This is a genomic window from Ruegeria sp. BG6 (genome assembly GCF_056538465.1).
In genome coordinates, this window is record NZ_JBQFTB010000002.1 from 28,831 (window position 1) to 53,403 (window position 24,573).

Below are 24,573 nucleotides of genomic sequence, written 5' to 3' on the forward strand. Positions count from 1 at the left end.
GATGACTGAACGAACTCCCATCCTCGAGGTTCAGGGGCTTAACACCACTTTCCACCGCAACGGCCGGGAACTGCCGGCCCTGCGCGACGTCAGCTTCAGCGTGGCTCGTGGCGAGGTTCTGGGGCTGGTCGGTGAAAGCGGTTCAGGCAAAAGCGTCACCCTGCGCTCGATCATCGGACTGGCGCGGCGTTATGGCGATGTCAGCGGGCAGGTCCGCTGGCAGGGTCGTGATCTGGTCCCGCTGCCGGACCGCGCTCTGCGGCAAGTCCAGGGGCGCGAGATCGCGATGATCTTTCAGGAACCTATGACCTCGCTGAACCCTTTGCTGACAGTGGGTCTGCAGCTGGAGGAGACATTGCGCACTCATACGGAGCTGTCCGGGAAAGCCCGGCGCGACCGGGCGGTCGAGATGCTGGATCTGGTCGGTATCCCCTCGGCGGCGCAAAGGCTCAGGGATTACCCGCACCAGTTCTCCGGTGGTATGCGCCAACGGGTCATGATCGCAATCGCACTGGCCGCCAACCCCAGGTTGCTGCTGGCGGATGAGCCGACTACGGCGCTGGATGTGACCATTCAGGCGCAGATCCTCGATCTGATTCTGCGTCTGGCGGACGAGATGGAAATGGGCGTCGTCCTTGTCACTCATGATCTGGGCGTGGTCGTCCAAACCTGTGACAACGTGGCGGTTATGTATGCAGGCCGGATCGTCGAACAGGGGCCGGTTCGGGATGTGCTGCGCGAACCCCGCCATCCTTACACAGTTGGCCTGATGCGCTCGGTTCCGGAAAATCTTACACCTCGGACGCCGCTTTATTCCGTGCCGGGTGTTCCTCCATCTCTGGACGCGCTTCCGCAGGGATGCGCCTTTGCGCCACGCTGCGAGGCCTGCATCCAGCCCTGCCAGCAGGACCGCCCGGTTCTGTCGGTGATCGCGGACAGCAGGCAGGTGGCCTGCTTCAACCCTGTGACCAAGGCCGAAGGAAACGCCGCATGAACAATGCCGTGATCGAAATACGCGACCTGCATCAGCGGTTTGCCCTGGGTCGCAGCCTTTCTGATCTTGCCACCGGCCGGCCGGGTCGCGTGGTGCGGGCGCTGAATGGCGTCAGCCTGGATCTTATCCGGGGTGAAACGCTTGGCGTCGTCGGCGAATCCGGTTGCGGGAAATCCACGCTGGCCCGCTGCATCGTTCGATTGCATAGCCCCAGTGACGGGACGATCCGTTTCGAGGGGCAGGATATCTTCGAAGATGCAGGCGGCGACCGCAGTTACAACCGGCGCGTTCAGATGATGTTCCAGGACCCCTATTCCTCGCTGAACCCACGCATGACAACGGGCCAGATTCTGTCCGAGGCGTTGGCGGTCCACGACATGCGCACCAAAGCGAACATCCCCGCCCGTGTCGCGGAACTGCTGGACCTTGTGCGTCTGCCTCAGGACGCTCAGCACAAACTGCCGCACGAGTTTTCCGGTGGCCAGCGACAGCGCATCGCCATTGCCCGCGCACTGGCGGTCGAGCCCGAAGTGCTGATTGCGGATGAACTGGTTTCGGCGCTGGATGTGTCGGTGCAGGCGCAGGTGGTCAACCTGCTGCTGGACCTGCAGCAAAAACTGGGCCTGACCATCCTGTTTGTGGCTCACGACCTGCGACTGGTGCGGCATGTGTCAAATCGCGTGGCGGTGATCTATCTGGGCCGGATCGTCGAAATCGGCGATAGCGAGACATTGTTCTCCGCCCCTGCCCATCCCTACAGTCAGGCGCTTTTGTCTGCCGCGCCATCCCTGAACCCGGATGATCGGGGCAAGGCCATCCCGCTTGAAGGAGAGTTGCCCTCGCCCCTGAACATGCCATCGGGCTGCCCGTTCCATGTCCGCTGTCGCCACGCATCCGAGATTTGCAGGACCGGCACCCCTGCCCTGATGCCGTTCGAAAATCGCGGCCAGGTCGCCTGCCACCACGTCAAAGAGATCAACGCCCATGCCTGACCGCGCTCGGATCGTTTCAGCCCTGCGCGACGAGATGCGCACCCGTGGTCTGAATGCCTTTGTTCTGCCCCGCTACGATGCGTATCAGGCCGAATACGTCGCACCGCATGACGAACGGCTGGCCTATGTGACCGGTTTCACCGGTTCTGCCGGACTGGCCATCGTGACAGGTGACACTGTCGCCATGTTTGTTGATGGACGATATGTGGTCCAGGCTGCCAATCAATGCCCGGAACCTTTGTTCTCGCATCACCATCTGCACGACGAGCCGCCTGAATTCTGGCTGGCAAGCGTCGCCGAACAGGGCTGGTCCGTCGGGTTTGACGCTATGCACCTGCCGCCCGTCTGGCATGACCGCTTCACGGATGCGCTGAATGGATCGCGCGCCCGTTTCGTCGCCGTTGAAGACAACCCCGTTGACGCGATCTGGCCCGACCAGCCCGCGCCGCCCGACGGCATCATCTCTGCCTTTCCGACACAATTCACGGGTGTAGGCGCGGATGAAAAGATCTCTCAGCTTGTCGCAACCCTGCAAAGCGACGAGGTCGATCTGCTGGTTGAAACACAACCCGACAACATAGCATGGCTTCTCAATGTGCGCGGCTCGGATGTGGCCTATTGTCCGGTTCCACAGTCTTTTTTGTTGGCGCGTTCATCGGGTCAGGTTGACTGGTTCGTCGAAACCAAAAAATTCAGCCCAGAAATCTGCGATCATCTGCCCGACACCGTGACGCTGCATCCGCCAGCAGCATTTCTACCGACCCTTTCGGAGTTGTCGGGTCGTGGCGCCTGCGTGCAATACGATGCCGAATTTTCCCCGGCTGCGGTGCGTCTGACCCTCGACCGGTCATCTGCACAAGCTCGAGCGGCCAGCAGTCCGCTGACGCTGTTCAAGGCCCGGAAAAATCCGGTCGAAATAGAAGGCCTGCGTGCCTGTCACCTTCAAGATGCCATCGCGTGGATCGAGTTCTGTGGTTGGCTAAATGCTGAAATTCCGGCGCGAGCCTCTCTCAACAGACAAGTGACCGAGCTTGAAGCAAAAGACAAAATTCAGTCCTGCCGCCGCGACCGTGCCGGGTATCTTGAGGAAAGCTTCAATACCATTTCGGCCGCGGGTGCGAATGCTGCCATGTGCCATTACGCGACCATTCCGGAGGATGCGGCAACAATTGACCCTGAAGGGACATATCTGCTGGATTCCGGCGGCCAGTATGAGACCGGCACAACCGACGCCACCCGCAGCTTTGCCTTCGGAAAGGTCAGGCCGGATGGGTATGACCGCGCCTATACCGCCGTGTTTAAAGCGTTCCACGCCCTAGCAACACTGCGGTTTCCACCCGGCACACAGGGCCATCACATCGACGCCATCTGCCGCCGCCCTTTGTGGGATCTAGGGTTGGACTATGATCACGGAACCGGACATGGCATCGGGCATCGCCTTTCCGTACACGAACACCCGCAGCGTATAGGCAAGCCATACAACCCGGTGGATCTTGTGCCGGGTATGATCCTGTCCATCGAGCCGGGGTTTTATGAGATGGGCCGGTTTGGCATCCGTATCGAAAACCTGTTCGAGATCGTCGAAGAGGACGATGGCTTCATGGCGTTTTCCAACCTCACATGGATACCGATCCAGACTGATATGCTGCTTGCTGACAAGTTGTCCCAAGCGGAACGAAGCTGGCTGAACGCATACAACGCCGAGGTCCTGCGCCGGATCGGTTCGCAACTATCACACGCCGGGCGTGCATGGGCCGAGAGAGCCTGCGCAGCCATTGCTTGACGGGTTGTTCAGTACCTCGCAACGGTTCCAAATATTCCGGAATGGAACTTGTGCACAGGGCCCCGGCTCAAAACGGGTCGAAGCCATGCAGGAAACTTGCATGATGGGAAGACAAAGTTCAGGCTTAATCAGCGAAGTGACAGGACAGTCCGGTCATTTGTCCATCGGGTCGCTTTCAGCATATTCCAGAAGAGAAGTGACATCTGAAATCCGCGCGTGGTTGCGATCAATGATGACTCCGGTTGCCTTGAGGCGCGAAAACGCGCGGCTCAGGCTTTCGGGCTTCATTCCAAGGCGTCCGGCGATCAGCATCTTGTCATAGGGTAGCACCACCTCGCAGGCGCCGCTGTCGCGATCGCAAAGACCCAGCAGGAATTTTGCCACCCTCTGTGCCCCGGTTTGCGCCTTCAGTTGTTCCAACTGCGCCACCAGTGAATGCAGGTGCGTAAACGTTGCCGCCAGTATCGAAATACCGATTTCGGGGTCTTCCTTCATCAGAGATATCAGCACAGGGATCGGGATATGCATCACCTGACAACGCGACACGGCCTCGGCCGAGACCGGATAGGGCATATTGCGCAGCGCCACCGCCTCGCCAAAGCTTTCGCCCTTGGTGAAAACGCTGACCACTGCCTCGGCACCGGACGGAGACATCCGGAACAGTTTGATCCACCCAGCCAGAACCACGTGAACGGCCTGAGCCGTCTCTTCCTGCAGAAAGATGGTTTCTCCACGGTCGTATTCGCGCCAGATGGCTTGGCTCAGTAACGTATCTACATGTTGCTCTGGCAAGCTCCTGAGCAGCAAAGACTGCCGGGCAACTGCCTTTTCGGCTTCATGGGCCACGAATATTCCCCTTTTTCAGGCCGGGTCTCCGACCGGTCTTTCCCTTGACTTATGGCTATGCCAAAGCCGTCGCCCCGGCACCAGCCCTTTCCCGCGCACCAACTTGACTATTGTCATGTCACGCCTCGGCCGCAGCGATTAACCTCGCTGCAAAGCCAGCAATCCGGGGAGCACACACCATGGACTACGAGCGATTTTTCAGTCAAAGCCTCGACGCATTGCGGGATGAGGGAAACTACAGGGTTTTCATCGATTTGCAACGCCACCGCGGCGATTTCCCTAATGCGCGACAAACCGATGGCGATATCCAGCGCGATGTGCGGATCTGGTGCTCGAACGACTATCTGGGCATGGGTCAGCATCCGGATGTGATCAACGCGATGCATAATGCTTTGAACCGCTGCGGCGCGGGTGCGGGTGGAACGCGCAACATTTCCGGCACGACCCACGATCATGTGTTGCTCGAGGCGGAACTGGCTGACCTGCACGGAAAAGAAGCCGCGCTGCTGTTTACATCCGGATACGTTTCGAACTGGGCCGCGCTTGGAACACTTGCGGCGAAAATTCCTGGTCTGATCGTGTTCTCCGACGCGCTGAATCATGCCTCGATGATCGAAGGCATTCGCCACTCACGGGCGCAAAAGGTGATCTGGAAACACAACGACCTTGCCGATCTCGAGGCTAAACTGGCCGCCGCTGATCCCGATGCCCCCAAGATGATCGCCTTTGAATCCGTTTATTCAATGGACGGGGATATCGCCCCGATCAAAGAGATCTGCGACCTGGCCGACAAGTACGGGGCGATGACTTACCTGGATGAAGTTCACGCCGTTGGCCTCTATGGTCCACGTGGCGGCGGCATCGCCGAACGTGAAGGGCTGATGGACCGCCTGACCGTCATCGAAGGCACGCTTGGCAAAGCTTTCGGAGTGGTGGGCGGTTATATCGCGGCGTCGGTCGCCTTGTGCGATTTCGTGCGCAGCTTCGCCAGTGGATTCATCTTTACGACCGCCCTGCCGCCGGCGATTGCAGCCGGGGCAGCGGCATCAATTCGGCATCTGAGACAGTCGAACGCCGAGCGCGGTTTGCAGAAGGCTCGTGTGGAACAGGTCCGGGCCAGACTGGATGCCGAAGGCATCCCGCATCTTCCCAACCCCAGTCACATCATTCCGGTGATGGTGGGTGATCCGGTGAAATGCAAATTCATTTCGGACACACTGCTGGAAGAATTCGGCATCTATATCCAGCCGATCAACTACCCGACCGTTCCCAAAGGCACTGAACGTCTTCGGATCACGCCGTCGCCTGTCCATACCGACGCAGATATCGATCATCTTGTCGGCGCGCTGTCCGCGCTGTGGCAACGCTGTCAGATTGCCCGGAGGCCGATGGCCGCGCAGTGATACCGGCTTGAGAATTGTGAAAAAAGGCCGCCCTTTCGGGCGGCTTTTGTCATACCAGGTAGAGGCCAAAAACCGCGACTGAAAACCCGGTCAGTACCATTGTAAAGCCTCGTAGCCAGCCCGGGCTGTCCGTCAGGTCGAGGTAGCGCGCGAGGATGAGGCGCGCCTTGAGCAACGCCAAAAGCAGGATTCCACCCCATATTATCGCAGGCGCCGCGGGCAGCAGGGTCAGAAGCGCGGATGCCAGGCTGAGCGCCAGTAGTCCAAGCCAGGCCTTTGTTAGCGGGTTCGGGAGCCTCCGGCGGGAGTATTTGGAAAAAGATGAAGAGGCGGCCATGATGTTCATCCCAGCAGGTAGATGACCGGGAACAGCATGATCCAAACCAGGTCGACCATATGCCAGAACTGAGCGCCTGCCTCGATATTTCGGGGGTCATCCCGCCAGGCGACCAGCAGGAGGATTAAGGCTCCGGCCAGCACATGTGCGGCGTGAAATCCAGTCAGAAGATAATAGAAGAGAAAGAACGGATGGGTTTCGTAACTGATACCCTGCGCTGCTTTGTCGGCATATTCCACCCCTTTGATGACAAGGAAAACCAGTCCCAGCAGAGACGCACCCAACAGTGCCAATTGGGCGGTATTCCGGCGGGCATCCCGCCGCCAGTGCAGTGCCTGTGCCGCCAGATAGCCGGACGATACAAGAACGACGGTATTCAGCGCTGCTCCGGTACGGTGAAGATGCGACTGGGCTTCGGCAAATCCTGCAGGGTCAGTCAGACGCACGCCCATGAAGGCGATCAGCCCTGCCCCAAACACCAGCAGTTCACTGATGATCAGCACCCACATCAGCAATTCGCCGGGCAGTTCGTCGATCAGGGTGGCGTCGCTCATGCGCCGACCAGTTGTCGGTAGATTTGCGGCAGGGCCATCGTCAGGCGGTGCGGATCCGGGATGACGGCAAAGCCACCCTGCCCGAACATGCGCGGGAACCAGCTTTTGCCGGTCTTGTCGATGGTGACGCCAAAGACCGAATGACCGGCACGGCGGGCTTCGCGCACAGCCATGCAGGTATCTTCGATACCATGTCGGCCCTCGTAATGGTCCAGGTCGTTGGGTTTGCCATCGGTGATGACCAGCAGCAGGCGGCGCTTGCGAGATTGCGCGGCAAGGTCGGCGGAACAGTGGCGAATTGCGGCTCCGAGCCGGGTGTAGTGCCCCGGTCGCAGCGAAGCGATACGCTGCTCGACCTTTGGCCCCATGGGTTCGTCAAATCGTTTGCAGCGCTGAACGTATACGCGTTCGCGTTTCAGCGAACTGAAGGCGTGGATGGCGAAATCGTCGCCGCAGGCATTCATGCCCCAGGCCAGCGCCGCCAGCGCCTCGCGTTCTATGTCGATCACAGCGCGACCGGTGACGGCGCTTTCGGTCGAGCGGCTGACATCCAGCAGGATCGACACCGCCAGATCGCGGGCCTCGGGGCGGGATTGCATCCAGACGCGTTCGTTGCTTTCCCCGCTTGCGAGACGGTCGGTAGCAGCCCGCACGGCGGCTTCGATGTCGAGTTGATCACCGTCCAGATGACCTCGGGTCATGACCCGACCGGGGCGCAGGGCTTCGAACTGGCGTTTGACGGCACGAATGCGGCGGGCCGTGGCGGGGTCCTTGCCGAACTCGGCTGCATCGTCGCGGATATCGGCGTCGGACAGCAGAACGTTGACGTGGTCGGGCAGGTACTGACCTGTGCGCACGTCCCATTCGGGATAGAGGATGCGGCCTGACAGGCGCTCTCGGTTCACGTCTTCTGGCGCAAGATCGAGGTGGAGTTTCAACTTGGTCGGCGGGGCCTTGGAGATCTGGCCCAGGCCGATCTCCTCCTGATCGTCGGCCGCTTTCTTCGCGTTGTCGGGGTCATCATCATCGATACGACGGTTGATGTTCAGAAACTCGGCCCAGCTGAGGATTGCTTCGAACTTGTGCAGGATGAAACTGTCGCTGCGCGAAGCCTGGTCAGATTTTCGGCGGCGCGCGCGGTGGGTCTTTTCACCGGATTCTTCGGGTGGGCCTTCTGTATCCGGGTTTTCAACCTCGTTATGTTCGGAATACCCGACGGCGCGCAACTCGGGCCACAGCGGGACCGGGCGGAAATGCTGATAGCCGCGCGGGGCGGTGAGATCGTCACCCAGTGCCAAAAACTCTTGGGCTTTCGGTGACAGGGGCGCGGGGTCACCCAGCATGTCGCGGACAACCTCTTCGACCGCCGCCTCGAGCGGTGGCAGGCCGGGTATGTTCCGTTGATACAGAACGCCCTTGCAGAGTTCAGCGTACAGCGGGCGCAGACCGGGTGCATTTTCCAATGTCGCCTTGACCATGTGCCGGGCAGCGACCAGTGCGCGCAGGTCGCCGCGCAGAGGATCGTCTTCGTCAATTCTTTTTGCGGCATGGGCGGCAGTTGCGGCCAGCCAGACATAGAGCGCGCCGTTTGCTTCACGCGCTGGGAATACGGCCAGCCGGTCCGGCAGGCGTAGTACTTCCCCGTCGAACGACGCGCGCGGCATCAATTCGGTTTCGGTCGCCAGACGGCGGCGCCAGCCGAGACGGTGGCGCGAAACTTCAGGAGAGACCGGGCGCAATTCGACGCCCGGGCTGCCCCCCAGTCCCCGGAAGAGGACTGCCAGCCGCCCCGCGACCTCAGAGAGGTCGACCGCGGCTCCAACATGCACATCAGGTGCATCGAGGCGGCTGGCAAGGGTGTGCCACAGTTTCCCGATCGTTTCTTCGGGTTCCCATGGCTCGAAATCGATCTTGACCATCGGCCGGCCTCACCCAAAGACAGCCGTGACAAGATCGAGGAGCCCGCGTTTGATATCCTCGTCATCAGTCAGAGGTTCGATCATGGCGGCAAGGATGGCGCGGTCGGTGGACATGCCCTGAGCGATCAGCGTTGCGGCATAAACGACCAGACGGGTGGAAACGCCTTCCTCAAGATCCTGACCCTTGAGCCCGCGCAGTTTGCCTGCCAGGCGCACCAGCGGTTTGCAGCGTTCCAGCGGCAGGCCGCTTTCCTGTGCAACGACTTCGGCCTCCATCTCGGGCGACGGGAAGTCGAACTCCAGCGAGATAAAGCGCTGACGGGTCGAGGGTTTCAGAGTTTTCAGAATGTTCTGGTAGCCGGGGTTGTATGAGGCCACCAACATGAAGCCGGGTGCGGCTTCAAGCTCTTCGCCGGTGCGGTCGATCGGCAGGATGCGCCGGTCGTCGGTCAGCGGGTGCAGAACGACGGTGACGTCCTTGCGAGCCTCGACTACCTCATCAAGGTAGCAGATTGCACCTTCACGTACTGCGCGGGTCAGGGGGCCATCGACCCAGACGGTCTCGCCGCCTTTCAGCAGGTAGCGGCCGATCAGGTCGGCGGCAGCGAGGTCATCATGGCAGGCCACGGTGTAAAGCGGGCGGCCAAGGCTGGCGGCCATATGGGCCACAAAGCGGGTCTTGCCGCAGCCCGTCGGTCCTTTCAGCAAGACCGGCAGGTTGTTGGTATAGGCGGCGGCGAACACGTCGCATTCGTCGCCTTGGGGCAGGTAGAAGGGGGCGTCAGCCGCCCCCGTTCCCAGTTGCATGGAGCCGTCCATATCCATTACTCCGCGGGTGTTTCAGCTGCGCCGGGTTCAATGACCTCTTTCCGGGGGACCCAGATCGAGTAGATGAACAGCAGCGCACCAAGCACCACGACCAGGCCAGAGCCAAGGCGCATCCAGTAGAAGATCGCGATCTGATCCTGCACATCCATGAAGTAGTCACCGACCACACGTTGCATGTGTGTCTGAACAGTCCCGGCGAAGGTCAGCACGAAGGTCATGAAGACCATACCACCTGTCATCAGCCAGAAGGAAGCCATGTTCAGAACCTGATTATAAGGATCGCGGTTCTTGAGGATCGGCATTGCGTAGCTGAAGATCGCCAGGTTGAGGCAGACATAGGCGCCGTAGAAGGCCAGGTGACCGTGTGCGGCCGTGATCTGCGTGCCGTGGGTGTAATAGTTCACACCGTGCAGCGTATGCAGGAAGCCCCAGACGCCGGCCCCGAAGAAGGCCAATGTGGCGCAGCCCAGCGACCACAACAGGGCGGCCTTGTTGGGGTGGTCACGGCGGCCTTTCCAGACCATGACGAAGGCAAAGGCCATCATTGCAAAGAACGGGATCACCTCGAGGCTCGAGAAGATCGAACCGATCCACTGCCAGTAGGCGGGTGTACCGATCCAGTAATAGTGGTGGCCGGTGCCGAGGATGCCCGAGAACAGGGCGGCAGCGACGATGACGTAGAGCCACTTTTCAACCACCTCACGGTCAACACCGGTCAACTTCAGCATCAGATAGGCCAGGATCGAGGCCATGATCAGTTCCCACACACCTTCGACCCACAGGTGGACAACGTACCACCAGTATTGCTTGTCCAGGGACAGGTTGCCGGGGTTGTAGAAAGCGAACAGGAACAAAAGCGCCAGACCCCACAGACCCAACAAAAGGATGTTGGTGATAGCGGTCTTTTTGCCCTTCAGAACGGTCATCGACACGTTGTATAGGAAGATCAGCGCAGCCACGACGATACCCGCCTTGACCCATTTGGGCTGTTCCAGGAACTCGCGCCCTTCTTTGCCCAGCAGCCAGTTGCCTTCGAACAGGTTGAAGACATAGGTCACGACCACGCCCAGCGTGCCGACGACCAGAATGATCAGCTGCAGATAGGCCAGCTTGGGCGAGTGGATCTCGCGCTCGGCCTCTTCCGGGATCAGGAAGTAAGCAGCGCCGAAGAAGCCCAGGATCAGCCAGACGATCAGCGAGTTGGTGTGAAGCATCCGCACGATATTGAACGGCAGAAGCTCACTCAGGAAGTTTGGCGATACATAGATCAGTCCGGCCAGCAGGCCGCCGATCACCTGGATCGCGAACAGGCCCATTGCCACTGCGAAGTAGGCGTAGGCGATTTTTTGGGATTCGTATTTCATTGTCCTTGTCCCTTTCTCAGCCTGCCTCGTTGGGCGGCCAGCCCTGAGCGTCGATATTGTCCGTCCAGATCAGGAAGTTGGTCAGGTCGCGGAGTTCTTCGTCGCTGAGGTTGAAATTGGGCATCTGTCGGCGACCGGGAATGCCGGTCGGCTGCGCCTCCATCCAGCCCTTGAGGGATTCAAAGGCTGATTCCGGGTCGTCCAGCACCCCCCAACGGGTCATCACGTTACCGACTTCCGGGGCGAAGTAGGCCCCTTCGCCGAGAATCGAGTGACAGTTGATGCAGGCGTGTTTTTCCCAGACGTGCTTGCCGCGAACCACACTTTCGTCAAGCTTTGCCGCGTTTTCGGAATTGACGATATACAGGTGGGAATGGGCCGACAGGGCCAGAAAGATTAGAATGAAGAACAGTGACCCGCCATAGAATATATTGCGAGCCATGCTCTTTGTCATGACTTCTCGCATCGCGCTCTCCTTTGCGCAGATTAGCTAGTTTGCTCAGAATGGCGGGTGGGTCATGGTATCGCCTTAACGAAAGTCAAGACTTGCGACAGGAAATCAGATTCAGTTTGAGTGCCCCAGCCGTGGACCCGTCAGCGCAGGCCACATGGCGATCAGATACAGCACAAAGGCGCTGACCCAGAGTCCATCGGACAGCAGCATCGCAACTAGATAGCCAGATTCCATATCCGCCGCGATCCAGCGCGAGATCGCTGCCGCGGCCATCAGTCCATAGGCCACGACCATCGGGCCGGGTGCGATCAGATCCCGTCCGCTGTGCCCCAGCGCAGCTCGGCTCATGACCGCAAGGGTCATGCCGCCCACGCAACCGATGCCCAGAACGTGCAGCGCAGCAACCTCATTGCCGAAACCCAATGCTGCAAGCCCCCAAAGAATCAGCCCCAGCGCCAGCATTCCAAGTCCCAGGTGCAGCGCGAGCAGGATTGGCTGCCGCGCGGACCAGATCATGCGCCAGCGCGACATGCGCAGGATTTGCACACCGCCAAGGGCCAGCCCCAGCACTCCGGCCGTGCCCGTCGCGCCCAATACCAGAACGCCACAGGGCAGAACCAAGGCCAGAATCATGCCCGCCTTGTCCAGGCCAGCCACCGAGACCGGCCAGTTCGCCTCGGGTTCTCCGGCGCGTTTCATTGCATTGCGTGTAAAGGCGGGAGTGATCCGACCCCCCAGAATGGCGATCATCGCACAGAGTGTCAGCAAGCCTGCTCGCAGACCTGTTTGCAGTGTGTCGCTTGTAATACCAGCCCATTCCAGATGGGTCAGCAGGTTCGCGACCCAGATGAGGCTTAGCAGCAGGAGAAACACCATGTTCTGCGGCTTGGGACGGCGGATGAGCAGTGTGGCGATCTTGGCTGCCAGAATTGGCACAAAGGCCAGATCCAAAACCGCGACCACAAGCGGCGGCAGTATCCCGGAAAACCACATTGCCATCCGGCCGGCCAGCCAGACCCCTGCCGCCAGTGCGATGAAGCGAGCCCGCGCGTCGGGCGCACCGGTCCAGTTCGGCACCGCTGTCAGGAAGAACCCTCCCAAAGCTGCTGTGGCATAGCCGAAAATCATCTCATGCGCGTGCCACATAGGCGGTGTCATGCCGTAATCCGGTGCCAAATACGGCACCGCCAGCCACAGCCCCCAGACAAGGCCGACAAACAGGCCGTAGAGACCTGCAGACAGGAAAAAAACTCGGAATCCTTCACCAAAAATACGGGTGATGATCGTGGGCATTTCTGCTCTCCTAGACCGTTTTGCCACACGTAGCAGCCCGGCGGCCCGGATGACTTAACCAAAATCAAAACCGTCGCAAAACATGACCCGGAAACACCTGTTTTATTAAGAATTATTTTTGCATTTCAGTCTGTGTACAAACCCGTTTCCGTCCCTTCCGTTGACTTTGGTCAAGGATAACATCTCCGTGATGTTTCAGTCTCCAGCCTGCCTCACCAGCAAATGGAGAGTGATCATGTCACTTGGAATCAGCTACAACAAAACTGGCCGCGCCTTTGGGGTCGGTTTGGCGATGCTGCTGGGCAGCGTCGCTGCACCAGTCTTCGCCGAAGAGCCAACATTGAGCGACGAAGCGTTTGAATCGTCCAAACAGCTCTATTTCGAGCAATGCGCAGGTTGCCACGGCGTTCTGCGTAAAGGCGCCACAGGCAAAAACCTTGAACCCCACTGGAAGAAAACCGCAGCCGATGGCACCGTGACCGAAGGCGGCACCCTCGCGCTTGGGCAGGAACGTCTTGAAAAGATCATCGCCTGGGGGACCGAAGGCGGCATGAACAACTTCTCGGACATCATGACCGAGCAGGAAATAAAGGACATGGCGACATACATTATGATGGAGGCCCCCAAGCCGCCTGAGATGTCGCTGGAACAGATGAAAGCGACACGCAAGGTCTATGTCGAAGAAGCCGACTATCCGACCGAACCGCTGCATGGCCGCAACTGGGAGAACTTCTTTGTCGTCATCGAACGTGACGTAGGTAAAGTGGCCGTGATCGACGGCGACACCAAAGAAGTGCTGACACACATCCCGACCGGTTACGCTGTCCACGTTCTGAAAGCATCCGAACACCACAGCACTACCGAACCGGAACATCCGGGCCGCTTCTGGTACACCATGGGCCGTGACGGCAAGATGACCAAGATCGACCTCTGGCAGAAGCCTGAGAATATGTTGGTTTCCGAGGTCAAGATTGCCTATGACGCCCGCGATGTGGCCGTTTCCGGCGACGGTAAATACGTCATCGGTGGTGGTTACTGGCCGCCGCATTTCGCAATCGTTGATGCCCAGACCATGGAACCGGTCAAGGTTGTATCGACACGCGGCGTGAACGTGGACGGGGACTATGTGGAAGAGGCCCGCGTGGCCGCAATCTACACCACACCGAACGAGCCAACCTGGATTGTCGCGATCAAGGAATTGGGTCAGCTGTGGCAGGTCGACTATACCGACCTTGAGAACCTGCGGATCGACAAGATCGACAGTGCCAAGTTCCTGCATGACGGGTTCTTCGACCCGACAGGCCGTTACTTCCAGATCGCCGCGAACGCGTCGAACAAGATGGTTGTCGTCGACACCGAAACTCACAAGCTTGAGGCAATGATCGACACGGCTGCGTTGCCGCACCCCGGCCCGGGCGCCAACTGGGTTGACCCGAATTGTGGTCCGGTTGCCGGTACAACCCACCTTGGTGTTGGTGCCGTGACCGTCTGGGGCAACGACCCAGAGAACCGTCCGGACGATGCCTGGAAGGTTTGCTACGAAGTGGAAACCGACGGCCCCGGCCTGTTTATCCGCACGCACCCGAATTCGGATTACATCTGGGCTGACCAGACCAAACATCCGGAACCGGAAATTCAGCAGTCCGTTCAGGTCATCTCGAAAGAGACCGGCGAGATCGTAAAAACCATCCAGATCACCGAAGATGAAGGCAGCGCCGCTGTTCACTTCGAGTTCAACGCGGATGGTACCGAGGTCTGGGTTTCCAAATGGAACCTGTCGGATTCGAAAGAACCCAACGGTCAGATCGTGATCTTCGACGCCAAGACGCTGGAAGAAATTGGCCGCATCGAAGGGCTTTATGCCCCGACCGGCAAGTTCAACGTCTACAACCGTTCGAACCACGTCACCTGACGGGATCGCATCCAGAACCGGAAAGGGCGGGCCCCTCGCCCGCCCTTTCCTCGTTTGACCTATCAGCCAAACTCACCGGCCTGCCACACAAGGCCTGACAAGACAGCCATAACGGAGCACGGATATGACCTCCGAACCGGATAAAAAACCACCGATCTGGCGCCGGTATTTCCTGTGGGGAATGCCCGTGGCCGGTCTCGCTGCCGCTTTTGCTGCAGGCATCATCTTCTGGGGCGGCTTCAACACTGCCATGGAAGCGACCAACACCGAGAAGTTCTGTGTCTCGTGTCACGAGATGCGCGATTATATATACACCGAATACACCGGCACGATCCACGATGTGAACCGTTCCGGCGTGGGCGCGGTCTGTTCAGACTGCCACGTGCCCAAGGACTGGACCCACAAGATCATCCGCAAAATCCAGGCCTCCAAAGAGCTTTATGGCAAAATGGTCGGGACCATCAGCACCCCAGAGAAATTCGAAGCCAAACGCATCCATCTGGCGATGAACGAATGGGAGCGGATGAAGGCTACCGACTCGCGCGAGTGCCGTAACTGCCACGATTTCGAATCGATGATGCCCGAATTCCAGAAACCCCGCGCCCGTCAGCAACACCTGAACGCGATGGAAACCGGTCAGACCTGTATCGATTGCCACAAGGGGATTGCGCACTCGAACATCCGGGACCGTGCAACCGACGAGTATCTGGAAGAGTTGGAAGCCCCGAACCCTGCGTTTGTCCGGCCGATCCCGCCAGAATATCTGGCCAGCCTCGAGAAGATCGAAGCCTTGGAGGCCGCCGAGGCCGACGCGGAAAAAGCCGCCAAACAAGCCCAGCAAGAGGCTGTTCAGGCCCAGATTGCGGCCGCTGTTGACGCTGCTGTGGCGGAAGAACGCGCCAACGCTGCGGGAGAGGCCTCGGCCGCGCCTGCGGGCGGCGGTGGCAGCGACGTCGCTTCGAACATCGACTGGAATGCCGTGGCCAGTGCGGACCTGAAACTGTTCTACCCCGGTCAGGCGTCCTTCGAATGGGTGCAAAACGGCAAGACCCACGGCGGTGCCCGTCCGCTGACCAAGGGGGGCGATCAGTGTTCGACCTGTCACGCCAAGGAACTGGACACCATCGGAAACAAGATCGTTGCCGGTGGCGAACTGGAACCGACCCCGATCCCGGGCAAACGTGGGGTGATCGACGCAACCGTTCAGGCGGCGCATGACGATGAAAACCTCTATATCCGCCTGCAATGGCCGGATGCGGGCCATAGCCCTGCCCCGTTCGTTGATGGCGGCAAAATGGACCCCGACAACCAGATCAAGGTCGCCATGATGATCACCGGAACAGATATTGAACTGGGTGATCAAGTGGGTTGCTGGGCTTCCTGTCACGCCGACAACAGCTACATGCCCTTTGACCCGGGTGCGGATGCCATTGCCGCCAATGGTGATGTTACGGGACGGCTGACCGCGCAGGACACAGTGACCAAATACATCAGCGAAAGCCGCACCGAGGTTGAGGTCAAAGGCCGCGGTGGCAAGCCCCTGGGTGGTTGGGACAAGCTGCAGTCTGCCGAGCAGATTGAGCAATACCTGGCCGACGGCACCTATCTTGACCTGATGCGGGTCTATGCCGATGGCAGTGCCACCAACGGCTATCTGCTGGATCAGCGCGTGGTCAATGACGGTGAAATCGCCGCCTCGGCCGAGCTTTCCGGCGGAACGTGGACTGTCGTGTTCACGCGGTCGTTGAACTCCGGTGCGCCGGGTGATGTCCCGCTGGAACCCGGGCAGACCTATACGGTCGGCTTTGCAATCCACGATGACTATGCCAGTGCGAGGTTCCACCATGTGACGCTGAACACCAGCCTCGCGCTGGACGACGACAGCGCAAATATCAACGTGGTGAAACAGTAACGGATTGGGGCCGGAAGATCCGGCCCCAATCCTTTCAGAAAGGAGATTGGATCATGAAAACCCAACGACTTCTTCCTGCACTTTTGTTTCTGGCATCACCGGTTCTTGCGGCCGACGAAGAGACAGCCGCAATCTGCGCCGAGGCCGAAGAACGTTATGTCGAATTGTTCGACCAACCATCGTCAGCCGTTGAGGACGCCGAAGTTGTGTTGATGTACAAATACAATTTCTGCCCTGCCGAACTGACGGTCAAAGCAGGAACCACGGTCCGCTGGGTGAACGTGGACAAACGCACCAGCCACAGCGTTTTGCTGAAAGACGGCAGCGAACCTGAAAGCGACCGGCTGTTTCCCGAGGAAACGGTTGATCTGACCTTCCTCACCCCGGGGCCGCAGGACTATCTGTGCGGTCCACATTGGGAGACACAGAACATGATCGGAATGATCACAGTAGATCCCTGAGCAGAAGCAGACATACGGGCAGAAGTAAGGAGCGCGGATGCAAATCCCGCGCTCCTTAACTTATGTCAAGGAGGTTGAACCGTGAATGCGCCAACCTGCCGTCATGACACGCCCGGTTCACCCAGCAACGTCCCGTAATCACACTGGATTCGCACAGGAAACACCGGGTTCCGACGACATTCAGGACAAGTGAGTTTGCACATGAGCGGTAAGGTTTTTCTGATTGGTGCCGGACCGGGTGATCCGGAGCTGATGACCCTGCGCGCCCTACGGATGCTGCAACAGGCGGATGTGGTGGTCTATGACCGATTGGTCTCTGACGAAATCCTTGCCATGCACGCCGAAGGGGCGCGACTGATCCCTGTCGGCAAAGCCCCGAAATGCCACACTGTCCCGCAAGACCGCATCAACGAAATCCTGTTGGAAGAGGCCCGCGCCGGCCATGCCGTGGCGCGCCTGAAAGGCGGCGACCCGATGATTTTTGGCCGCGGTTCGGAAGAGGCCGCCTATCTGATGGACCACGGCGTCGAGGTCGAATACGCGCCCGGAATTACAGCGGCACAAGGTGCGTCTTGTTCCACCGGCGTACCACTGACACATCGCGGGCTTGCGACCTCAGTCCAATATGTCACCGGGCACCGGCAGGCAGACAAGGTTCTGGATCTGGATTGGAAACGTCTGGCCGACCCGGATTCGACGCTGGTGGTTTATATGGGCGTTGCCAATATCGGTCAGATCGCCATGGGTCTGATGACCGAGAACCTGCCCGGATCGACCCCTGTTCTGGCCGTCGCCAAGGCCACCACCCGCGCAGAACGCCGCCTTGTTTCCCGGCTGGATCGGTTGGCTGCGGATGTGCGTCAGGCGGAACTTGCGGCCCCTACCCTGTTCATCATCGGTCAGGTCGTTTCGCTATATTCCGAGCGACCCGTGGCTGAGTTATTGGAACAGGCTCATGGCTAGGCTAGGTCGCCAAAATACCGCGCCGGCCTGCAACAATCCGCAGTCAGGATGGGCCGGGCGCACCGTCCTGACCATGGCCGTGCTGGTGGCAACCTCGGCAATTGCCGCCGATACGCTGGACCCCAACGCTCTGAAGCGGCTTGTCCATCAGGATTGCGGATCGTGCCACGGGTTGTCTTTGAAGGGGGGTCTGGGCCCCGATTTGCGTGCGGGAACTCTTGCACATTACGACGCCGAAGTTTTGACCGGCGTCATCCTTGACGGAATCCCGGACACCGCGATGCCGCCCTGGCGCCCCTTGATCACGGAAGAAGAGGCCGAGTGGATCGCCCGTTACCTGCTGGAACCGGAGGCACAATGAAACAGCTCATACTCGGCCTTGCCGCAACCCTTATGATGTCCACTGCGCAGGCGGAACCCACCGCCACCGGCGACCTCGGGCTGGTGATCGAACGGGCACAGGGTTCAGTTCTGCTGGTCGATCAATCCGAGCGCACGGCGCTGGCCCGGATCGAAGGCCTGGGCGATCTGTCTCATGCGTCGCTGGTCTATTCGCCCGACGAACGTTTCGCCTACGTGTTCGGCCGCGATGGAGGTCTGACCAAGGTCGACATCGTCACCCGCCAGATTGCCAATCGTGTTGTACAGGCGGGCAACGCCATCGGCGGCGCAATCTCAGACGATGGTTCGCTGGTTGCAGTGTCCAACTATGAACCCGGCGGCGTGCGCGTATTCGATGCCGATACGCTTGAAATGGTCGCGGACATTCCGACCGGCAGCAAAACCATCGGCCTGGTTGACGCGCCCGGTCGGCGGTTCGTGTTCACCATGTGGGACACGGGTGAGACTTGGATTGCCAATTTTTCCTCAGGTACGCCGGCACTCACCAAAATCCCCGACATGGGTGAAAACCCCTACGACGCTTTGATAACCGCAAATGGCCGGACCTATATCACAGGCCTGTTTGGCGAGGATGGCTTAACGGCGTTGGACCTCTGGGCTGACACCCCGGAACCCATCCGCGTGCTGCCCGACTACGGGCGCGGGCAAGAAGAGATGCCCGTCTACAAGATGCCCCATCTTGAAGGTTGGGCGCTGACCGGTCGTGAATTCGTTCTGCCCGCTGTCGGCCACCACGAGGTCTTGTGGATCAACGCCGATACCCTGACCGAGACCGGGCGTACCCAAACCCATGGCCAGCCGGTCTTTGCAATGGCGCGGCCCGACGGGCGGCAAGTCTGGGTCAACTTCGCCCACCCGCTGAACGACACGATCCAGGTCATCGACAGTGTCAGCAAGGACATCATCCACGAATTCAAACCCGGCCCCGCCGTACTGCATATGGAGTTCACGCCGCGCGGTCATGAGGTCTGGATCAGCGTCCGGGATGCCAACAAGGTCATGATCTACGACACGCAAACATTTGAAAAAATGCGTGAAATCGAAGCGGACAGCCCATCGGGCATCTTCTTCACCGCCCGCGCGCACAGAACAGGCCTGTAACCCATGTGCCATATCACCGACCCGATCGATCGCCACCTTCTGGATGATTTCCAGCGCAACTTTCCAGTCACCGAACGCCCTTTCCAAGTTGTGGCCGACACACTGAAGCTCAGCGAGGCCGATGTGATCGACCGGCTGGCCCGCATGCGGGCGGCAGGCCGGATCACGCGTGTCGGGGCGACCATCGCGCCCGGCGCGGTTTCCGCAAGCACGCTGGCTGCGGTTGCGGCACCTGAGCACCGCATTGAAAAGATTGCTGCCCTGATCGACGCGGAACCGGGCGTGAACCATAACTATCAGCGGGAAGATGATTGGAACCTCTGGTTCGTCGCCACCGGGCCGGATCGCGCACATGTCGACAACACGCTGGCCCGGATCAGAAAAAAAACCGGGCTTCGCGTTCTCGACCTGCGGTTGGTGCGCCCCTTCAATGTGGATCTGGGGTTCCGCATGTCCGGTGGCGCGCGACGCGTTCCCAGCGCGCGTCGGATCGACCGGTCGGCCATGCAGGACGGTGACCGTGATTTGCTCCAGTCACTGAGCTCGGGCCTGTCACTTGTCGGTGACCCTTACGCGGCGATGGCCCGGTCGCTGGGTCGGGAGCCCGAAGATGTAATGACGCGCATTCGCTGCCTGCACGAGGCGGGCATCATCTCGCGTTTGGGCGTCATCGTTCGTCACCGTGCGCTGGGATGGTCTGCCAACGCGATGGTTGTCTGGGACCTTCCCGCCGATCAGATTGACACCGCTGGTCCGGCCTTGGCAGCCCATCCCGGGATCACCCTGTGTTACGAACGCAACCCGGTCGAGGGGGTGTGGCCCTATCGGCTCTATTCCATGATTCACGCTCGCTCGCGGAGTGAAGCGTATGAGGTGCTGGCTGGCGCGACCGAGCTTCAAGAGCTGACCGGTGCGCGGCACAAGGTTCTGTTTTCGACCCGCTGCTTCAAACAGACCGGCGCGCTGATCCAACCGAAGGAGTCCGCCGCATGACACTCGACGCAATTGATCGCAGAATCCTGAACCGGATGCAGGAGGACCTGCCATTGGTGCCGAACCCCTACGCCGCCGTGGCAGGCGCGTTGAACATATCTGAAAGCGACTTGCTGAATCGCCTGTCCCGGATGAAGAAAGACCGCGTGATCACGCGGTTTGGCCCGTTCTTCGACGCAGCCGCCATGGGTGGGGCTTTTTGCCTCTGTGCCATGGCCGTCGAGCCCGAGAATTTCGAAACCGTCCTGACCAAAGTCAATGCACACCCCGAGGTGGCTCATAATTATGAACGTACGCACCGGCTGAACATGTGGTTCGTTCTGGCGACCGAAACCCCTGAAGGGATCGCAACAGCAGCCGAGGCAATCGAACGGGAAACCGGGATCGCCGTCCTGCAGTTCCCCAAACTACAGGAATTTTTTATCGGCTTCCGGGTGGCGGCATGATCGACGCACAAGACAGAGAGATCATTGAGGCATTGCAAGGCGGCCTGCCGCTGGTCCCTGCCCCCTATGCCAGTGTGGCCGAAACCCTGGGCATGGACGAAGACGCCTTGCTTTCTCGGCTTGCGGGTCTGAAATCGCGCGGGGTGATCCGCCGCATCGCCGCAGCGCCCAACCACTACAAGCTGGGCATGACGTCGAACGGGATGACCGTATGGGATGTGGACGACGGCCGTGTTGCCGAACTGGGCGCAGAAATCGGCGCGCTGCCTTTTGTCACGCACTGTTATGAACGCCCGCGCGCCCTGCCCGACTGGCCCTATAACCTTTTTGCCATGGTCCATGGTTCGGACCGGACCGAGGTCGAAGAAAAGCGGGCAGAAATCACCGCCATTCTGGGCGACGCCTGCCGCGCCAAAGACATCCTTTATTCCACGCGCATCCTGAAAAAAACCGGGCTGCGTCTGAAGTCCAAAGAGCAATTGAAAGGCTGAAACATGTTCCGCCTGACCGAATACATGCATCAACTGGTCAATCCGACGCCGGTGCGCAAACGGCGTCCGGGTCCGGTAATGCCGGTGGTGATCTGGAACCTGACACGGCGCTGCAACCTGAAGTGCCGCCATTGCTACACCGTTTCCGCGGATGTGGCCTTCCCGGGTGAGCTCAGCCACGAGCAAGCCATGGTTACCCTTGAGGATCTGGGCCAGTTTCGCGTCCCGGCCCTGATCCTCTCGGGTGGGGAGCCGCTGGACCGGTTCGATTTCTTCGACATCGCCAAACGCGCCCGCGATCTGGTGCCGATGCTGGCGCTGTCGACCAATGGCACGCGGATCTACGATGAAACTGCCGACATGATCGCCGATGTGGGGTTCAGCTATGTCGGCATCTCGCTGGACGGGATCGGGGCCACGAACGATTGGTTCCGTGGGGTCAAGGGTGCTTTTGCCGACGCCCTGCGCGGCGTACGTGAATGCAAGAAACGCGGCATCAAGGTTGGTCTGCGTTTTTGCCTGACCGAAGGGACCCAGCATCACCTGCCCGACCTGCTGAAACTGTGTGACGACGAGGGAGTGGACAAGTTTTATCTGTCCCACCTGGTCTATGCCGGACGTGGCGACAAGAACCGGGGCGAGGATGCCGAGCATCTGCGCACCCGCAAGGGATTGGACCTGTTGTTGGAGCGCGCATGGGAGGCGGCCTCTGGAGGGCGACCGCTGGATATCGTCACCGGCAACAACGACGCGGATGCCGGGTATTTTCTGAACTGGGTACGTTCGCGTTTCGATGCAGAGAAAGAGGCGCATGTGCGCGAACATCTTGCCGCATGGGGTGGCAACTCCAGCGGTCTGGGTGTTGCCAATATCGACAATCTCGGTCGCGTGCATCCCGACACTTATTGGTCGGACTACACGGTCGGCAATGTGAAGACAAAATCGTTCTCAGAGCTTTGGACCAGCGATGACCCGATGCTGGCTATGCTGCGCACCCGCCCCCGCCCGCTGAAAGGGCGCTGTGGCGCCTGTCAGCTGAAGGATGTGTGCGGCGGCAACACCCGCATTCGGGCCTTGCAACTGACCGGCGATCCCTGGGCCGAAGATCCGGCCTGCTATCTGTCAAATCAAGAAATCGGCGTGGACGACGCGGGCGAACGTCTGCAGGTCACGCCGTTCCGGGGGAAACGTCATGATCCGGCGCATCAGTTCTTTTGATAATGGGCGTTCTGTTCACCCAGCACCTGTGCGGGTGGTGAGTTCTGGAGCCTCCGGCGGGAGTATTTGTAAAAAGATGAAGATCGGGGTCTTGTGTTCGATCCTCAGTGTCGGGGTGGCCTGGGCGGATGCGCCTTCGGACTATGCCGAGCATTGCGCATCGTGCCACGGTGAGAGCCGTCTGGGCGGTGTGGGTCCGGCGCTGATCCCCGAGACCTTGAAACGCATGCGCGGCCCCCGTGTTGCCGCAGTAATTGCCGAAGGGCGGGCGGCGACACAGATGCCGGGGTTTTCGCATGATCTTGACGCCTTGCAGATCGAGGAATTGGCAGGTTGGCTGAAATCGCCGCTGGAGACCGACCCGGAATGGGGTGAGGCCGAGATTATGGCCAGCCGTGCTCTGGACGAGGATTACACATCGGTTGATGCCCCTGTCTGGGACAGTGACCCCATGAACATCACGCTGGTCGTTGAAACTGGCGATCACCATGTCAGCGTTCTGGATGGTGACACTTTCGAGGTTCTCGACCGGTTCGAGACACCCTTTGCCGTGCATGGCGGGCCAAAGTTCAGCCCCGACGGGCGATATGTCTTCATCATGTCGCGCGATGGCTGGGTGCAGAAGTATGACATCTGGGCGTTGAAACAGGTGGGTCGTGTGCGCGCCGGCCTGAACAGCCGTAACATCGCTATGTCAGGCGATGGCAAATGGGTGGCCGTGGCAAATTACCTGCCCAACACCCTGACCTTGTTGTCGACAGAGGATCTGTCGGTTGCCAAGGTCATCGAGATCAAAGGCAAGAAGGGCAAGGGCAGTCGTGTTTCGGCAGTGTATCAGGCTCCGCCGCGCGAGAGTTTTGTTCTGGCGCTGAAAGATGTGCCCGAGATATGGGAGGTCTTTTATGGCGCCAACCCGCCGCAATCCGGGCTGGGTCATGACTTCCGCATCGAAGGGCAGTTCAAGAACCCTGACCCCTTCCCGGTGCGCAAGATCACGACGCCGGACTACCTGGACGACTTCTTTTTCGATCAGAGCTACGAATACGTCATGGGTGCGTCCCGCGATGGTAAAGGCGGGCAGGTGATCGACCTGGTCATCGGTCAGAAAGTGGCCGATCTGGACCTGCCGGGGATGCCGCATCTGGGGTCGGGCATCACTTGGCAGCACGGTGATACAACCGTGATGGCCACTCCACATTTGACCGATGGCACCGTGTCGGTGATCGATATGCAGACATGGGAAACCGTCAAGCGGATAAAGACCGAAGGGCCCGGGTTCTTCATGCGCAGCCATGAGAACTCACCCTACGTCTGGGCCGACGTGTTCTTTGGACCCAACAAGGACGCGATGCATGTCATCGACAAGCAAAGCCTTGAAATCATAAAGACTCTGCGACCTGCTCCGGGCGAAACCGTGGCCCACGTGGAATTTACCAAGGACGGCAGCCATGCGTTGGTTTCGATCTGGGAGGATGACGGCGCGGTGATCGTATATGATGCGCAGACGCTGGAGGAAGTTCGCCGTCTGCCGATGCGCAAACCTTCGGGGAAATACAATGTCTGGAACAAGATCACCTTCTCGGAAGGCACCAGCCACTGAGGGCAGATGGCCGGTTTGGAAACTGGCCATACTGCTGTACCCGGCCACGGCACTGACCGTGGCCATCAACCTGTTTTTGCTTGGCCTGATCCTGCACAGCGCCGGGTTCGGCGCGATTGAACCAGTTCCGGCGATCCTTTGGTCGATTCCTTTAGGGATTCCAGCGACATGGCTGGCCGGGCGCTGGCTGCGCGGATTGATGGATGAGGCCGATGAATAGGTGCAAATTTTCTCGGACCTGACCTAAGTCAAGTTTCTGCTTGAGAGAATCCCATAGGGTTCGGGAAAGAACGCCGAGTTGGATTCT

General features: G+C 59.6%; 24 protein-coding genes. 16 read left to right on the forward strand and 8 right to left on the reverse strand.

The window, feature by feature from the left end:
* Position 1: 1 nt before the first annotated feature.
* The 3 genes from ACR0JW_RS05110 to ACR0JW_RS05120 are packed head-to-tail and all read left to right on the forward strand — an operon-like array spanning position 2 to position 3,769.
* On the forward strand, positions 2-994 hold the full coding sequence (locus tag ACR0JW_RS05110) for an ABC transporter ATP-binding protein (RefSeq protein WP_170678663.1): 993 nt from the start codon (positions 2-4) through the stop codon (positions 992-994).
* The gene (locus tag ACR0JW_RS05115; protein WP_170678665.1) at positions 991-1,986 is read left to right on the forward strand and encodes an oligopeptide/dipeptide ABC transporter ATP-binding protein; all 996 of its coding nucleotides are present in this window, start codon (positions 991-993) and stop codon (positions 1,984-1,986) included. Before ACR0JW_RS05110 ends, ACR0JW_RS05115 begins: the two co-directional genes overlap by 4 nt.
* Complete coding sequence (locus ACR0JW_RS05120) at positions 1,979-3,769, forward strand: aminopeptidase P family protein (protein ID WP_170678667.1); 1,791 nt, start codon at positions 1,979-1,981, stop codon at positions 3,767-3,769. Before ACR0JW_RS05115 ends, ACR0JW_RS05120 begins: the two co-directional genes overlap by 8 nt.
* A gap of 153 nt (positions 3,770-3,922) precedes the next feature.
* Here the strand turns inward: ACR0JW_RS05120 and ACR0JW_RS05125 are convergent, their stop codons facing one another.
* Positions 3,923-4,615, reverse strand: coding sequence for a Crp/Fnr family transcriptional regulator (locus tag ACR0JW_RS05125; protein ID WP_170678669.1), 693 nt, complete (start codon positions 4,613-4,615; stop codon positions 3,923-3,925).
* A 179-nt stretch (positions 4,616-4,794) separates the two neighbouring features.
* On the opposite strand from ACR0JW_RS05125, the gene hemA reads away from it, so the two are divergent.
* The gene (hemA, locus tag ACR0JW_RS05130; RefSeq protein ID WP_480713643.1) at positions 4,795-6,018 is read left to right on the forward strand and encodes a 5-aminolevulinate synthase; all 1,224 of its coding nucleotides are present in this window, start codon (positions 4,795-4,797) and stop codon (positions 6,016-6,018) included.
* A gap of 49 nt (positions 6,019-6,067) precedes the next feature.
* Here the strand turns inward: hemA and ACR0JW_RS05135 are convergent, their stop codons facing one another.
* The 7 genes from ACR0JW_RS05135 to ACR0JW_RS05165 form a co-directional block, all read right to left on the reverse strand.
* A complete protein-coding gene (locus ACR0JW_RS05135) occupies positions 6,068-6,355 on the reverse strand; it encodes a cytochrome C oxidase subunit IV family protein (RefSeq protein WP_170825169.1) in 288 nt (95 codons plus the stop codon).
* Between the two features lie 5 nt (positions 6,356-6,360).
* Complete coding sequence (locus ACR0JW_RS05140; protein ID WP_170678675.1) at positions 6,361-6,909, reverse strand: cytochrome c oxidase subunit 3; 549 nt, start codon at positions 6,907-6,909, stop codon at positions 6,361-6,363.
* Entirely contained in the window at positions 6,906-8,828 is a 1,923-nt protein-coding gene (locus ACR0JW_RS05145; RefSeq protein WP_170678677.1) for a VWA domain-containing protein, read from the reverse strand. Before ACR0JW_RS05145 ends, ACR0JW_RS05140 begins: the two co-directional genes overlap by 4 nt.
* Before the next feature lie 9 nt (positions 8,829-8,837).
* Positions 8,838-9,647 (reverse strand): AAA family ATPase, encoded by an 810-nt coding sequence (locus tag ACR0JW_RS05150; RefSeq protein WP_480524469.1) that lies wholly within the window; start codon positions 9,645-9,647, stop codon positions 8,838-8,840.
* A 5-nt stretch (positions 9,648-9,652) separates the two neighbouring features.
* Positions 9,653-11,020, reverse strand: a complete 1,368-nt coding sequence (locus ACR0JW_RS05155; RefSeq protein ID WP_170678681.1) for a cbb3-type cytochrome c oxidase subunit I — start codon at positions 11,018-11,020, stop codon at positions 9,653-9,655.
* A 16-nt stretch (positions 11,021-11,036) separates the two neighbouring features.
* Positions 11,037-11,486 carry a c-type cytochrome gene (locus tag ACR0JW_RS05160; RefSeq protein ID WP_170613993.1) on the reverse strand — a complete coding sequence of 150 codons (450 nt, stop codon included), beginning with the start codon at positions 11,484-11,486 and terminating at the stop codon, positions 11,037-11,039.
* A 99-nt stretch (positions 11,487-11,585) separates the two neighbouring features.
* Complete coding sequence (locus tag ACR0JW_RS05165) at positions 11,586-12,767, reverse strand: NnrS family protein (protein ID WP_170678683.1); 1,182 nt, start codon at positions 12,765-12,767, stop codon at positions 11,586-11,588.
* A gap of 235 nt (positions 12,768-13,002) precedes the next feature.
* Here ACR0JW_RS05165 and ACR0JW_RS05170 point away from each other — a divergent pair, with 235 nt between their 5' ends.
* From ACR0JW_RS05170 to ACR0JW_RS05225, 12 genes are all read left to right on the forward strand, one after another.
* Positions 13,003-14,679, forward strand: a complete 1,677-nt coding sequence (locus ACR0JW_RS05170) for a cytochrome D1 domain-containing protein (protein WP_170613995.1) — start codon at positions 13,003-13,005, stop codon at positions 14,677-14,679.
* Positions 14,680-14,803: 124 nt separating this feature from the next.
* Positions 14,804-16,591, forward strand: a complete 1,788-nt coding sequence (locus ACR0JW_RS05175) for a NapC/NirT family cytochrome c (protein WP_170678685.1) — start codon at positions 14,804-14,806, stop codon at positions 16,589-16,591.
* Between the two features lie 53 nt (positions 16,592-16,644).
* On the forward strand, positions 16,645-17,052 hold the full coding sequence (locus ACR0JW_RS05180; RefSeq protein WP_170678687.1) for a plastocyanin/azurin family copper-binding protein: 408 nt from the start codon (positions 16,645-16,647) through the stop codon (positions 17,050-17,052).
* Between the two features lie 201 nt (positions 17,053-17,253).
* Entirely contained in the window at positions 17,254-18,015 is a 762-nt protein-coding gene (gene cobA, locus ACR0JW_RS05185) for a uroporphyrinogen-III C-methyltransferase (RefSeq protein ID WP_170678689.1), read from the forward strand.
* 73 nt (positions 18,016-18,088) lie between these two features.
* On the forward strand, positions 18,089-18,376 hold the full coding sequence (locus tag ACR0JW_RS05190) for a c-type cytochrome (protein WP_170825200.1): 288 nt from the start codon (positions 18,089-18,091) through the stop codon (positions 18,374-18,376).
* The gene (locus tag ACR0JW_RS05195) at positions 18,373-19,518 is read left to right on the forward strand and encodes a cytochrome D1 domain-containing protein (RefSeq protein WP_170678691.1); all 1,146 of its coding nucleotides are present in this window, start codon (positions 18,373-18,375) and stop codon (positions 19,516-19,518) included. Before ACR0JW_RS05190 ends, ACR0JW_RS05195 begins: the two co-directional genes overlap by 4 nt.
* A gap of 3 nt (positions 19,519-19,521) precedes the next feature.
* The gene (ahbB, locus tag ACR0JW_RS05200) at positions 19,522-20,511 is read left to right on the forward strand and encodes a siroheme decarboxylase subunit beta (RefSeq protein ID WP_170678693.1); all 990 of its coding nucleotides are present in this window, start codon (positions 19,522-19,524) and stop codon (positions 20,509-20,511) included.
* Entirely contained in the window at positions 20,508-20,957 is a 450-nt protein-coding gene (locus ACR0JW_RS05205) for an Lrp/AsnC family transcriptional regulator (protein WP_170678695.1), read from the forward strand. Before ahbB (ACR0JW_RS05200) ends, ACR0JW_RS05205 begins: the two co-directional genes overlap by 4 nt.
* Positions 20,954-21,448: a siroheme decarboxylase subunit beta gene (gene ahbB, locus ACR0JW_RS05210; protein WP_170678696.1), complete on the forward strand. Its 495-nt coding sequence runs from the start codon at positions 20,954-20,956 to the stop codon at positions 21,446-21,448. The genes ACR0JW_RS05205 and ahbB (ACR0JW_RS05210) overlap by 4 nt, the downstream gene beginning before the upstream one ends.
* Positions 21,449-21,451: 3 nt before the next feature.
* Positions 21,452-22,666 (forward strand): heme d1 biosynthesis radical SAM protein NirJ, encoded by a 1,215-nt coding sequence (nirJ, locus tag ACR0JW_RS05215; RefSeq protein WP_170678698.1) that lies wholly within the window; start codon positions 21,452-21,454, stop codon positions 22,664-22,666.
* Between the two features lie 76 nt (positions 22,667-22,742).
* Positions 22,743-24,266: a nitrite reductase gene (locus ACR0JW_RS05220; protein ID WP_170678701.1), complete on the forward strand. Its 1,524-nt coding sequence runs from the start codon at positions 22,743-22,745 to the stop codon at positions 24,264-24,266.
* 58 nt (positions 24,267-24,324) lie between these two features.
* Complete coding sequence (locus ACR0JW_RS05225) at positions 24,325-24,486, forward strand: hypothetical protein (RefSeq protein ID WP_480441058.1); 162 nt, start codon at positions 24,325-24,327, stop codon at positions 24,484-24,486.
* Positions 24,487-24,573: the final 87 nt, after the last annotated feature.

Coding starts and splice junctions, on each gene's coding strand:
- ACR0JW_RS05155 (WP_170678681.1), bottom strand. CDS start 11,020: ATGAAATACGAATCCCAAAAAATCGCCTACGCCTACTTCGCAGTGGCA.
- hemA (WP_480713643.1), top strand. CDS start 4,795: ATGGACTACGAGCGATTTTTCAGTCAAAGCCTCGACGCATTGCGGGAT.
- ACR0JW_RS05220 (WP_170678701.1), top strand. CDS start 22,743: ATGAAGATCGGGGTCTTGTGTTCGATCCTCAGTGTCGGGGTGGCCTGG.
- ACR0JW_RS05205 (WP_170678695.1), top strand. CDS start 20,508: ATGACACTCGACGCAATTGATCGCAGAATCCTGAACCGGATGCAGGAG.
- ACR0JW_RS05115 (WP_170678665.1), top strand. CDS start 991: ATGAACAATGCCGTGATCGAAATACGCGACCTGCATCAGCGGTTTGCC.
- ACR0JW_RS05195 (WP_170678691.1), top strand. CDS start 18,373: ATGAAACAGCTCATACTCGGCCTTGCCGCAACCCTTATGATGTCCACT.
- ACR0JW_RS05165 (WP_170678683.1), bottom strand. CDS start 12,767: ATGCCCACGATCATCACCCGTATTTTTGGTGAAGGATTCCGAGTTTTT.
- ACR0JW_RS05120 (WP_170678667.1), top strand. CDS start 1,979: ATGCCTGACCGCGCTCGGATCGTTTCAGCCCTGCGCGACGAGATGCGC.
- cobA (WP_170678689.1), top strand. CDS start 17,254: ATGAGCGGTAAGGTTTTTCTGATTGGTGCCGGACCGGGTGATCCGGAG.
- ACR0JW_RS05145 (WP_170678677.1), bottom strand. CDS start 8,828: ATGGTCAAGATCGATTTCGAGCCATGGGAACCCGAAGAAACGATCGGG.
- ACR0JW_RS05110 (WP_170678663.1), top strand. CDS start 2: ATGACTGAACGAACTCCCATCCTCGAGGTTCAGGGGCTTAACACCACT.
- ACR0JW_RS05150 (WP_480524469.1), bottom strand. CDS start 9,647: ATGGACGGCTCCATGCAACTGGGAACGGGGGCGGCTGACGCCCCCTTC.
- ACR0JW_RS05180 (WP_170678687.1), top strand. CDS start 16,645: ATGAAAACCCAACGACTTCTTCCTGCACTTTTGTTTCTGGCATCACCG.
- ACR0JW_RS05190 (WP_170825200.1), top strand. CDS start 18,089: ATGGCCGTGCTGGTGGCAACCTCGGCAATTGCCGCCGATACGCTGGAC.
- ACR0JW_RS05175 (WP_170678685.1), top strand. CDS start 14,804: ATGACCTCCGAACCGGATAAAAAACCACCGATCTGGCGCCGGTATTTC.
- ahbB (WP_170678693.1), top strand. CDS start 19,522: ATGTGCCATATCACCGACCCGATCGATCGCCACCTTCTGGATGATTTC.
- ACR0JW_RS05160 (WP_170613993.1), bottom strand. CDS start 11,486: ATGCGAGAAGTCATGACAAAGAGCATGGCTCGCAATATATTCTATGGC.
- ahbB (WP_170678696.1), top strand. CDS start 20,954: ATGATCGACGCACAAGACAGAGAGATCATTGAGGCATTGCAAGGCGGC.
- ACR0JW_RS05135 (WP_170825169.1), bottom strand. CDS start 6,355: ATGGCCGCCTCTTCATCTTTTTCCAAATACTCCCGCCGGAGGCTCCCG.
- ACR0JW_RS05170 (WP_170613995.1), top strand. CDS start 13,003: ATGTCACTTGGAATCAGCTACAACAAAACTGGCCGCGCCTTTGGGGTC.
- nirJ (WP_170678698.1), top strand. CDS start 21,452: ATGTTCCGCCTGACCGAATACATGCATCAACTGGTCAATCCGACGCCG.
- ACR0JW_RS05140 (WP_170678675.1), bottom strand. CDS start 6,909: ATGAGCGACGCCACCCTGATCGACGAACTGCCCGGCGAATTGCTGATG.